We start from the raw sequence: 12,054 nt of genomic DNA on the forward strand, positions 1-12,054 counted from the left end.
GGCAAAGCGTTAATTTTGCGCCTCTTTGGCTAATAAAGAATTTAATATGTCGGAAAAAATAGTAAAAAAAGTAGATATACGTAACAGACGTGCTTCATTCGAATATTTTTTCCTTGAAGAATTTACCGCTGGAATGGCGCTGACCGGAACCGAGATCAAATCCATACGGCAGGGAAAAGTAAATTTTCAGGATGCTTACTGTCTTTTTATGGACGGAGAGCTGTTTATACGGAGCCTGCATATCTCGCCCTATACAGAAGGAACACATTATAATCACGATCCGATGCGCGATCGGAAGCTGTTAATTACCAAAAGGGAGAAAAAGAGATTGACAGAAAACCTCAAAGATCAGGGTTTGACCATAATTCCCGTAAGGTTGTTTACAAGTGAACGCGGGTTTGCAAAATTGCATATTGCACTGGCAAAAGGTAAAAAGCTTTACGATAAAAGGGATTCTATAAAGGAAAAAGACATTAAGCGGGAGAATGAGCGTATAGGCTACTAAGGTGCAGATTGCCTGATGTTTATTGATAATAATAGAATTTCTGGAGCGTTTTTTATGCTGAAAAATTCTTATATTGTCAGAATTAACACCTAAAGGGCTTATGGGCAAAGTACTGGTTCTTAATCAAGATTATAGTGCGTTAAGTATTTGCACAGTTCCAAAGGCGTTTCTTTTAGTCTATATGAATAAGGCTGAAATGCTCGCCGAATCTCAGAAGCAATATTTGAGAACCGTTAAGGACCAGTATCCGATGCCGGTCGTTATTCGTCTCAACCGTTATATTCACATTCCGTACAGAGGAGTTGTGATGACGCGGCAGAATCTTTTCAAACGCGACGGCAACCGTTGTCAGTATTGTGGAACGCACGACAACCTGACTCTGGACCATGTGATTCCGAAATCAAGAGGCGGCAAAACAACGTGGGATAATCTTGCCACTGCCTGCAAACGATGCAATTCCAGAAAAGGGGATCATACACCGGAAGAAATGGGCATGCCGCTTCGCCAGCGTCCTTTTCGGCCTTCTTTCCTGATGTTTATTCGGGACTTTTCCGGTTTGGCAGACGACGAATGGTTGCCATATCTGGGCGTCAAAGAAAGAACTTACTGATTATCTTTTTCTTCCTCCATGCAGCATTCATCCGAATGCTTTGCTTTTCTGCATAATTTATGTTTTCCCTATCGAAATTATTTGGGAAAAATTGTACCTTTGCACTCTGATTTTTTCAAAAAAAACTTTTTTAACTAATTTTCAGCTATTTAGCTCGGGAGCTGATGTATACAGAGCAATAATTCCTATTTATGTCTAAGGAAATACAAAATCAACCAATTCCTGATTTCGATTGGGATAAAGCAGCAGACAAAGGTTTTGGTACAGGTTATTCAAATGCTGACCGTGACCGTCTGGAACAAATGTATGAAACTACGCTTTCTCCGGTTCAGGAAAAAGAAGTAGTAAAAGGTGTTGTAGTTGGTATTACGGATCGTGAAGTGATCCTTAACATTGGGTTCAAATCTGATGGCATTGTATCATCCAATGAATTCCGTGATTTGCCCGGAATGAAAATCGGTGATGAAGTAGAAGTTTACGTAGAAAACCAGGAAGACGCACAAGGTCAGCTTGTACTTTCACGCAAAAAAGCAAAAGTAATCACGGCATGGGATAATATCCAGAAGTCATTTGACGAGGATGTGGTTATTGATGCGAACGTGAAAAGAAGAACCAAAGGTGGTCTTATTGTTGATATATTCGGCATCGAAGCTTTCTTGCCAGGTTCACAAATTGATGTGAAGCCAATCCGTGATTTCGATATTTTTGTCGGAAAGCGCATGGAGGTAAAAGTGGTTAAGATTAACTATGCAAATGATAACGTAGTTGTATCTCACAAAATACTGATTGAAAAAGATCTTGAAGCACAGCGTCAGCAAATCCTGAACAACCTTGAAAAAGGTCAGGTACTGGAAGGTGTGATCAAAAACATGACCAACTTTGGTGTGTTTATCGACCTTGGCGGTGTAGACGGTCTTTTGCACATTACGGACATTTCATGGGGACGTATCAATCACCCGTCTGATCTGTTGTCACTGGATCAGAAACTGAACGTGGTTGTGCTGGACTTCGATGAAGAGAAAAAGCGTATCTCATTGGGCCTTAAACAACTTCAGTCACATCCTTGGGACTCTCTGGATGAAGATATTCAGGTTGGATCGAAAGTTACAGGACGCATTGTCAATGTTGCTGATTACGGCGCATTCCTTGAAATCAAACCAGGCGTTGAAGGTTTGATCCACGTTTCTGAAATGTCATGGTCTCAGCACCTGCGCAATCCTCAGGAATTCATGAACGTAAACGACGAAATCAGTGCTGTTGTATTGACATTGGATCGTCAGGAGCGCAAAATGTCACTTGGAATCAAGCAGCTTACTGAAGATCCATGGACACAAGGTTCGCTTAAAGAAAAATATGCAATTGGAACACGTCACAAAGGTGTTGTTCGTAACCTTACAAACTTCGGCTTGTTCATCGAGCTTGAAGAAGGTATAGACGGCCTTGTTCACGTTTCTGACCTTTCATGGACCAAAAAAATCAAGCATCCTTCTGACTTTGTAAAAGTGAATGATGAGCTTGAAGTTGTAGTTCTTGAGCTGGACGCAGAAAATCGTCGTCTTGCATTAGGCCACAAACAACTGGAAGAAAATCCATGGGATACTTTCGAAACCATTTTTGAAGTTGGATCTGTTCACAAGAGCACCATTGTAGCAAAAGGTGACAAATTTGCTACGCTTGAACTTCCTTACGGAATTGAAGGTGTTGCAGCAATCAAAAATCTGGCAAAAGAAGATGGAACATTTGCAGAGGTAGGTGAAAGCCTTGACTTTACTGTTCTTGAGTTCCTGAAAGATGAAAAGAAGATTGTTCTTACGCATTCTAAGGTAAAAGCTGCTCCTGCAGTAGAAGAGAAGAAAGAAGATAAATCTGCTAAACCGGCGGCAGCTCCTGCAAAAAGCCCTGCAACAACAGAAAGCTCAAGCAAGGAAGGTGAAAAATCAACTTTCGGTGACCTTAGCGTACTGTCTGCTTTGAAAGAACAGATGGAAGAAAGCGAAAAGAAAGGAAAAAAATAGTTATAAGTGCGGAGTAGAGAAAAATTTTAATACTTTTGCACCCGGATTAGCTGATATCACTGCTGGTAGCAGCTAATCCAAACTGGTTCCGTGGCCGAGTGGCTAGGCAGAGGTCTGCAAAACCTCGTACAGCGGTTCGAATCCGCTCGGAACCTCAGAACGTAAGTATATTCCTGTACTTGCAACGTATATAAAACAAAAGAAAAATGCCATTTGGTAAAAACGGTCTATACGTTTTACAAATGGCATTTTTTCTGTTAAAAGCTTGGCTATAAGGCCTTAAAATGGATAATGTTAATTTAACACAAAGCTCTTAAATTAGACAAATTATAAATAAGTTGGAGGGTCAAAATAGTGCCAAAATACTTTTGTGGATAAAAAATCGTGAGCTAGTTTTGTCTGTTGAAGAATAATGAATAGTTGATTATGTATATACCATTTCGAAAGGACGCTGAGTCTTGTTCCTTCTCAAATTACTCAAAAACTTTTGTAGCTATAGTAATAGCTATGTTATTAAGTTTGCCTGTCTTGGTGCATGCACAAGATAGTACTGCAGCAGCCGGAGCAGCTCCAGCAGGAGGAGCAGGCGGTGGCGATGCTGCAAAAGGTGAAGCTTTATTTAAAAATAACTGTGCGCAATGTCATGCTGTAACGGAGGAGCGGGTTGTCGGACCTGGTCTGAAGGGAGCAAGTGCGCGTCATGATTTTGCCTGGTTGTCAAAATGGGTACGCAACTCTCAGGCTGTAATTGCAGCAGGAGATCCTTATGCGGTAAAAATCTATAATGAATATGCCAAGGCGCAAATGACAAGTTTTCCTAATTTATCGGATGATGATATAAAGGGAATATTTGCTTATATTGATAAAGCAGGAACTGCGGCGCCTGCTGCGGCTGCTGCACCAGCTGCCGGAGGTGCAACTTCCGGTGGTTCTGCCTCTGCTCAAGGTGGCGGGCCCTCTGATTTGTTTGTGCTTGTACTTGCAGCTCTCGTAGTTGTTATGCTATTGGTTCTGGGTGTGCTGCTGGTGATTGTATCCTTGCTTTCAAAAGCGGTTGGTACTGAAACAGAAAATGTTAACAAGGGTGATTTTATGGCAAGGCTAGGCAATTCCCTTAAAGGAATAGCTGGTGATCCTGCTATAAGATCTGCAACCATCTGGATTTTTGTACTGCTGGTGCTTAAAGCGACAATAGACGGCGCTTATAATGTTGGCGTTCAGCAGGGTTATGCCCCGAAGCAACCGATTGCATTTTCACACAAGTTACATGCAGGTGAATATAAAATTGATTGTAATTACTGCCATACAGGTGTGAACAGAGGGAAATCTGCACATATTCCTTCCGCCAACATTTGTATGAACTGCCATGGAGTTATCAAGAAAGAATCTCCGGAAATTCAGAAAATCTATACATCTATTGAAAATAACCAGCCAATCGAATGGGTAAGGGTACACAACCTTCCGGATCTGGCTTATTTCAATCATGCTCAACATGTTAATGTTGGTGGTCTGGAATGCCAGAACTGCCACGGAGATGTTGAAAAGATGGAAGTTATACAACAACGTTCTTCACTGACAATGGGCTGGTGTATTGATTGCCACCGTAAAACTGAAGTAAATACAAAAGATAACAAGTATTACGATAAATTGGTACAGTTGCACTCAGGAGAAAGCAAGGAAGCACTTAAAGTGGCAGATATAGGTGGGTTGGAGTGTTCTAAATGCCATTATTAATTAAAAAATATTAATACCCGAATACAACTCATTGTATTGAAAAGTTTTATGGAAAATACTAATAAAAGATACTGGAGAGGACTTGAGGAGTTGCGCAATGATGAATCGTTTGTTAAAAACGCAAGTTCGGAATTCGGAGACGCTCCTGCTCAAAGCCAGTATAAAAATTTGCTTGACGGATCCGGGACCCACAGACGTGATTTTCTTAAAGTACTTGGATTTGGAATGGCGGCAGTATCATTGGCTGCATGCGAAACACCGGTAAAAAAAGCAATTCCTTACGTTAATAAACCTGAAGGAGAATTTCCAACAATAGCAAACTGGTATGCATCCACTTATTTAGAAGGTGGTGATTATGCCAGCATTTTAGTTAAGACACGTGAAGGCAGACCAATCAAGATTGAAGGAAATGCTTTGTCAAAAATCTCTACCGGAACCAGCGCCAGGGTTCAGGCATCGCTTTTAGGTTTGTATGACAACGAAAAATTAAAAGGCCCCAAAAAAGGCGGTGACATAAAAGTTAGCTGGGATACAGTTGATAAAGAAATTCAGGAACAACTTGGTCAGATTGCAGCAAGTGGCGGAGCGATTCGCATTGTTTCACCAACTGTTGTAAGTCCTTCAACCAAAGCTGTCATTGCAGATTTTACAGCAAAATATCCAACAACGCGTCATATTATGTATGATGCAAATTCTTCTTACGGGATTGTAAGAGGAAATGAGCTTTCATTTGGTAAGGCAGTATTTCCATCTTATGATTTTAGCAAGGCAAAAGTAATTGTTGGCATTGATGCCGATTTCCTTGGTTCATGGGTAATGGCTGACGGATTTGCCAGCAAATATGCAGAAACAAGAAGACTTAGTAGTGCAAAGGACGGCAAAAAGGATATGTCAAGGCATTATCAGTTTGAGACAACATTGTCTTTAACTGGTTCAAATGCAGATTATCGTTCGGGAGTTAAGCCATCACAAATTGGCTCAGTAGTAACTTCTTTATACAATAAAGTTGCTGCTAAATTAGGTGGAAAAAGCATTTCTGGAACGGCACTTCAAATTGCAAATCTGGATAAAGCTGCGACAGATCTGATAGCAGCCAAAGGTCAGGCACTTGTAGTTTGCGGAGTCAATGATCCATCTGTTCAAGTTGTTGTAAATGCATTGAATGCACTGCTTGGCAGCTATGGTTCAACAATCAATCTGGATACTCCATTGAATCTACGTCAAGGTAACGATGTTCAGATGAACGAATTTATTGACGAAGTCAAAGGAGGAAAAGTGGCTGCTGTGATCATATACGGAGCTAATCCGGTTTATGATCATCCACGTGGTGCTGAGTTGGCCAGCTCACTTCCAAAAGTTAAACTGGGAATTTCATTTAATGACCGTGCAGACGAAACTGCGTCTTTGGTCCAATATATCTGTCCGGCACCGCATTACCTGGAAAGCTGGAATGATGCAGAGCCAATGACTGGAATGTACAGTTTAGGTCAGCCAACAATCAGCTTGATTTTCAGTACTCGTCAGGCACAAGCAAGCTTACTTAAGTGGGCCGGTTTGCCTAATGATTATCATGAGTACATAAAATCATACTGGAGAAAAAATATATTTACACAAGGCGGAACCGGTAATTTTGAAGATTTCTGGGTTCAGTCCTTGCATGATGGAGTTTATCAGGCTCAGCAAACGGTAGCTTCTTCCGGAGCTTCATTTGCTGGAAACATTGACGAAGCTGCTGCTGCAATTGCAAGAAATGCCAAACCTTCTACAGGGATTGAACTGGCACTATATGAAAATGTAGCTATTGGAACAGGTGCCTGCGCAAACAACCCTTGGTTACAGGAATTACCTGATCCTGTCACCAAAGCAACTTGGGACAATCATGCTTGTATTTCCCAAAAGACTGCTACTGATTTAGGTTTAGTTCAAGGTGATGTAGTGAAGGTTGATGTTAAAGGTAAATCTGTTGAAGTTCCAGTTATTATTCAGCCTGGACAACCAAGTGGAACTGTTGCTATTTCAATAGGTTATGGCCGTGAGAAATCGGGTAAGTCGGGAGACGGAGTAGGTAAGAATGTTTATCCTTTAGCTGCTATTTCCGGAGGATTCGTTTCACTTTATCCTGGTGAAGCAACAGTAACCAAAACAGGTAATTTCCGTGAAGTTGCACAGACCCAGACGCATGATACGGTTATGGGGCGTAAATCAGTTCTTCAGGAAACCGTATTAGGTCAATTCCAGAAAGACCCGCTTGCAGGCCGGTTCATACCAAAAGTAGAAACTGCAGAAGGTCCTGTTAACGCCACAGATCTTACATTGTGGAATGGACATAAATACAAAAATCACTCTTGGGGAATGATCATTGATCTAAATTCCTGTGTGGGATGCGGATCATGTGTAGTAAGTTGTATATCAGAAAACAATATTCCGGTTGTTGGCCGTCAGGAAATTATCAATAGTCGTGAAATGCACTGGATACGCATTGACCGTTATTATAGTACGGATGCCGAAATTGGTGATTACAAAGCAATGGAAGTGGCTTCGGACAATCCGGAAGTAACTTTTCAACCAATGCTCTGTCAGCATTGCAACAATGCGCCTTGTGAAACTGTTTGCCCGGTATTGGCAACAACACACAGTTCAGAAGGGTTGAACCAAATGACTTACAACCGTTGTGTGGGAACCCGTTATTGTGCAAATAACTGTCCGTATAAAGTTCGTCGCTTTAACTGGTTCAAGTATTTTGATAACGATAACTTTGATTACAACTTCAATAACGATTTAGGCAAGATGGCCATAAACCCTGACGTAACTGTACGTTCAAGGGGGGTTATTGAAAAATGTTCTATGTGTGTACAGCGTATTCAGGAAGGCAAACTTACCGCTAGAAAAGAAAGAAGACGTGTTGCAGATGGAGAAATTGTTACCGCCTGTGCACAGTCATGCCCTACAAATGCAATTACATTTGGAGATATGAATGACCCGGAAAGTAACATTTCTAAAATGCTGGAAGTAGAGAGAGAAGGACGTGCGTTCCACATGTTGGAAGAGATCAATACTCGTCCGCAGGTTTCATATCTTACAAAGGTCAGAAACAAGGATGTTGCCAGCAACAAGCAGCCGGCATAAAGATTGTAGTATAAAGTTGTTGAAGATTAAATCATTATAAATTATAGTAGTATGCATGTTACTTCGCCTGTAAGAGAACCGCTAATTCAGGGTGGAAAAACGTACGCAGACGTGACGGAAGATATATGCCGCCATGTAGAGGGGTCTCCAACAAAGGAATGGAAAATTGCTTTTGGAATCTCGCTCATAGTATTGGCATATGGATCTGTTTGTCTTGCATGGACCTGGTGGGAAGGACTTGGTGTGTGGGGTCTTAACAAAACTGTAGGTTGGGCCTGGGATATTACTAACTTTGTCTGGTGGGTAGGTATTGGTCATGCCGGTACACTTATATCAGCAATTTTGTTGTTATTCCGCCAGAAGTGGAGAACATCCATTAACAGGGCAGCAGAAGCAATGACCATCTTTGCAGTTATTTGCGCAGCTTCCTTTATCCTTATGCACATGGGTCGTCCATGGCTTGCATACTGGGCACTTCCACTGCCAAATGCATTTGGTTCATTGTGGGTTAACTTCAACTCTCCATTGGTATGGGACGTTTTTGCAATCAGCACATATTTCTCTGTATCTCTTGTATTCTGGTACATTGGCTTGATTCCTGATCTGGCTACAATTCGTGACCGTGCCACAAGTAAAGTTTCTCGTTTCATGTACGGAACTTTCGCAATGGGATGGGATGGGTCAGCAAAAACATGGGCCCGTTATGAATACATAAGCTTAATTCTTGCAGGTTTATCTACTCCGCTTGTACTTTCGGTGCATACTATTGTAAGTATGGACTTTGCTACTTCGGTTATTCCAGGATGGCATACAACTATATTTCCTCCATACTTCGTAGCTGGTGCGATTTTCTCAGGCTTTGCTATGGTACAAAACCTGATGCTGATCACCAGAGTAGTTTATCGTCTGGAAGATTATATTACTCTGGAGCACATTGAAACAATGAACAAAGTAATTACGCTTACCGGATCTGTTGTAGGTGTAGCATATATTACAGAGTTTTTTATTGCATGGTACTCAGGAGTTGAATATGAATATTATGCTTTCTTTAACCGTATGACTGGTCCTTACTGGTGGGCATACTGGGCTATGATGACTTGTAATGTAATTTCTCCACAGCTTTTCTGGTCCAGAAAACTTCGACGCAGCATTACTTTTACTTTCTTTATTTCCGTAGTGGTAAACATCGGTATGTGGTTTGAGCGTTTTGTAATCATAGTAACATCCTTGCACAGAGATTACCTTCCATCAAGCTGGACTATGTTCTCTCCGACAAGATACGATATTGGTGATTACATCTTTTCATTCGGTTTGTTCTTCACATTATTCTTATTGTTTTCGAAATATTTACCCGTTGTAAATATGGCTGAAGTTAAAGCTGTAATACGTTCAACATCTGCAAATTTGCCACAAAAAATTGCTGGTGTAGCCAAAGTAAGACAGCGAGGAACAGCTGAACCCGTTTACAATAAGGACAAAGAATAAACAGCAGAAGTAAGGTTTCTAATTATAGTATAACATGGCAGAATTATCTGGTAAATATTTGGTCGGAGTCTATGACGATGACGATACTGTACTTCATGCAGTGCCAAGGCTCAGAAAAGCCGGAGTAAAAATTAAAGAAGTTTATTCTCCATTTCCGATACATGGACTGGATGAAGCATTGGGCCATCCAAGAACAAGAATTGGTATTGCAGCATTCATGTTTGGTGTTACCGGATGTTGTACCGCCTTAACAATGATGATCTGGATGATGGGTATTGACTGGCCAATGATTGTTGGTGGTAAAGATCCAATTTCAATACCGAACTATATTCCAATTACATTTGAGCTTACCGTGTTGTTTACTGCATTTGGTATGGTGATAACTTTCTTTATTTCCAATGGATTAGGACCTGGAACTCATTTTCATCCAAGGTTCGACGTTCGTTCTACGGATAATAAATTTGTTATGGCGATTGATTTGGGAAGAAACTCTATGAGTATTGAAGATATATCAAGAGCACTGAAAGATAGTGGGGCTGAGGAAGTCAACATCAAGCAATTTTAATAGAGTTTGAGAAATGAAATTTAAAGATTTATATAAGTATTTATTGTTAGGCGGAGTAATTATTATAGCGGCCACAAGCTGTAAAAGAGATCCGAATGATCCCGGAAAAGAATATGCTCCAAACATGTATCGGCCGGTTGGGTACGAACCTTACAAACAGGATGCAGCAAATCCGGTAAATCCTATGGGTTTGACCATGCGACTTCCAGTAGCCGGTACAGTATACAGAAGGAATTATCGTACATCATTTGGAGACGGTGATTCTGCTCGAAGAGATCTAATGGTTTATAATATTCCTGCAGACAGTATTTCTGTTTCTGAAAGAGTCCTGAAGAACCCGATTCCGTTAAATGATAATACACTGGCAGAAGGAAAAGTTTTGTATGAAAGATACTGCCAGCATTGCCATGGTGCAACCGGAGCAGGAGATGGAAAAGTTGGTGCTACATATAAAGGGGTACCAAATTATGCAAGTGATGCTTACAAGAATTTAAATGAAGGGCACATATTCCACGTAATTACACACGGAAGAAACCGGATGTGGCCGCACGGATCTCAAATAAACCCTGAAGAACGCTGGAAAATTGTACATTATGTACAAAAGTTACAGAAGGGAGCTTAAATACAATTGATAACAGAGAAATTAATTAGATAATGGCATCAGCACATTCGATTCCTTCTATTGAAGAACGGTTTGAATTTACATCAGGGGCTAAAAGGAACTTACTAATAGGTGGAGGCATTGGCCTTGGATTGGTTTTACTTGGAGTTTATCTTGCAGCAACTGGCGGTAGCGGGCATGAAGCAGCAGCTAGCGGGGCTGAGCATGCAGCAGCTGCTGTTGGCCATGGAGCTGCGGAACATGCAGCAACAGGACACGAGGCAGCAGAAGGACATGGAGCAAACTGGATGACGCGTGTTTGGGCTAACCTTTGGGTAAATGCCGTTTACTTTGCCGGAATTTCGGTTATCGGTATGTTCTTCATTTCCTATAATTATCTTGCACAGGCAGGATGGTCAGCTGTATTCAAAAGAGTCCCTGAAGCGCTTCCTGCATTTCTTCCAATAACCGGAATAGTTATGCTGGTAACATTCTTTCTAGGGGGCCATGATCTTTTTCACTGGACGCATGAAGGATTATACGAAGTCGGTGGTCCAGAATATGACCCCATTATTGCAGGCAAAAGAGGTTTCTTGAATACTCCTTTCTTTGTTTTCCGTTTGGTATTTTACTTTGTTGTATGGTATGGATTGTGGAGGGTAATCCGTAATCTTTCATTGCAAGAAGATGAAATTGGCGGGACCGAATTCTATGAAAAGTCTATCCGTTTCGGAACTGCATTCCTGGTAATTTTTGGTGTAACATCATCTACTTCTGCCTGGGATTTCGTTATGTCAGTGGATACACACTGGTTTAGTACTATGTTTGGATGGTATACACTTGCAAGCTGGCATGTTGCAGGGTTAGCAGTTATTACTCTAACTATTGTGATGTTACGTGAGAGAGGATACCTGAGAGCGGTGAATTCTAGTCATTTGAGAGATTTGGGCAAGTTTGTATTTGCATTCAGTATTTTCTGGACATACGTATGGTTTGCACAATTTCTTTTAATTTATTATGCCAACTTACCGGAAGAAAACATTTATTATATTGAAAGATTCAGAGGTCATGGCGGCTTTTTCAAAGCACCCTTCTTTATCACTTTGTTATTAAATTTCTTCTTTCCATTTCTTGTTCTGATGACAAGAGATGCAAAATTCACGCATTCAATTCTTAAAGTAGCTTGCTGGAGTGTTATTATCGGACATTACATGGACTTTTATACCAATATAATGCCGGGTACACTTGGAGCAAATGCTGGCTTTGGTCCGTTAGAGTGGGGTTTCTTCCTGCTGTTTATTTGTGCATTCGGCTATTCAGTTGCATCTCAGTTAGAAAAGGCGAATTTGATTCCAAGGAATCATCCTATGCTGGAAGAATCTCTTCATCACGATATTGCCTAATTGCTAAACT

9 protein-coding genes and 1 tRNA gene are annotated in these 12,054 nt (G+C 41.0%); all 10 read left to right on the forward strand.

What is annotated here, in order from left to right:
* Positions 1-46: 46 nt before the first annotated feature.
* The 10 genes from smpB to FEM33_RS00530 all read left to right on the forward strand — a co-directional run bounded on the left by smpB (position 47) and on the right by FEM33_RS00530 (position 12,044).
* The gene (gene smpB / locus FEM33_RS00485; protein ID WP_139010168.1) at positions 47-505 is read left to right on the forward strand and encodes an SsrA-binding protein SmpB; all 459 of its coding nucleotides are present in this window, start codon (positions 47-49) and stop codon (positions 503-505) included.
* Between the two features lie 100 nt (positions 506-605).
* Positions 606-1,115 (forward strand): HNH endonuclease, encoded by a 510-nt coding sequence (locus FEM33_RS00490; RefSeq protein WP_138283220.1) that lies wholly within the window; start codon positions 606-608, stop codon positions 1,113-1,115.
* Positions 1,116-1,306: 191 nt separating this feature from the next.
* Positions 1,307-3,130, forward strand: a complete 1,824-nt coding sequence (rpsA, locus tag FEM33_RS00495; RefSeq protein ID WP_139010169.1) for a 30S ribosomal protein S1 — start codon at positions 1,307-1,309, stop codon at positions 3,128-3,130.
* Between the two features lie 84 nt (positions 3,131-3,214).
* Positions 3,215-3,285 (forward strand) — tRNA-Cys (locus tag FEM33_RS00500).
* A gap of 271 nt (positions 3,286-3,556) precedes the next feature.
* Positions 3,557-4,864 (forward strand): c-type cytochrome, encoded by a 1,308-nt coding sequence (locus tag FEM33_RS00505; protein WP_139010170.1) that lies wholly within the window; start codon positions 3,557-3,559, stop codon positions 4,862-4,864.
* Between the two features lie 48 nt (positions 4,865-4,912).
* Positions 4,913-7,990 (forward strand): TAT-variant-translocated molybdopterin oxidoreductase, encoded by a 3,078-nt coding sequence (locus FEM33_RS00510; protein WP_139010171.1) that lies wholly within the window; start codon positions 4,913-4,915, stop codon positions 7,988-7,990.
* Positions 7,991-8,041: 51 nt separating this feature from the next.
* Entirely contained in the window at positions 8,042-9,475 is a 1,434-nt protein-coding gene (nrfD, locus tag FEM33_RS00515) for an NrfD/PsrC family molybdoenzyme membrane anchor subunit (RefSeq protein WP_139010172.1), read from the forward strand.
* Between the two features lie 34 nt (positions 9,476-9,509).
* Positions 9,510-10,040 carry a DUF3341 domain-containing protein gene (locus FEM33_RS00520; protein ID WP_138283215.1) on the forward strand — a complete coding sequence of 177 codons (531 nt, stop codon included), beginning with the start codon at positions 9,510-9,512 and terminating at the stop codon, positions 10,038-10,040.
* Positions 10,041-10,053: 13 nt separating this feature from the next.
* On the forward strand, positions 10,054-10,662 hold the full coding sequence (locus FEM33_RS00525) for a c-type cytochrome (RefSeq protein WP_139010173.1): 609 nt from the start codon (positions 10,054-10,056) through the stop codon (positions 10,660-10,662).
* A 32-nt stretch (positions 10,663-10,694) separates the two neighbouring features.
* Positions 10,695-12,044, forward strand: coding sequence for a quinol:cytochrome C oxidoreductase (locus tag FEM33_RS00530; protein ID WP_139010174.1), 1,350 nt, complete (start codon positions 10,695-10,697; stop codon positions 12,042-12,044).
* Positions 12,045-12,054 lie beyond the last annotated feature (10 nt).

This window comes from Dyadobacter flavalbus, from assembly GCF_006149045.1.
GTDB lineage: Bacteria > Bacteroidota > Bacteroidia > Cytophagales > Spirosomataceae > Dyadobacter > Dyadobacter flavalbus.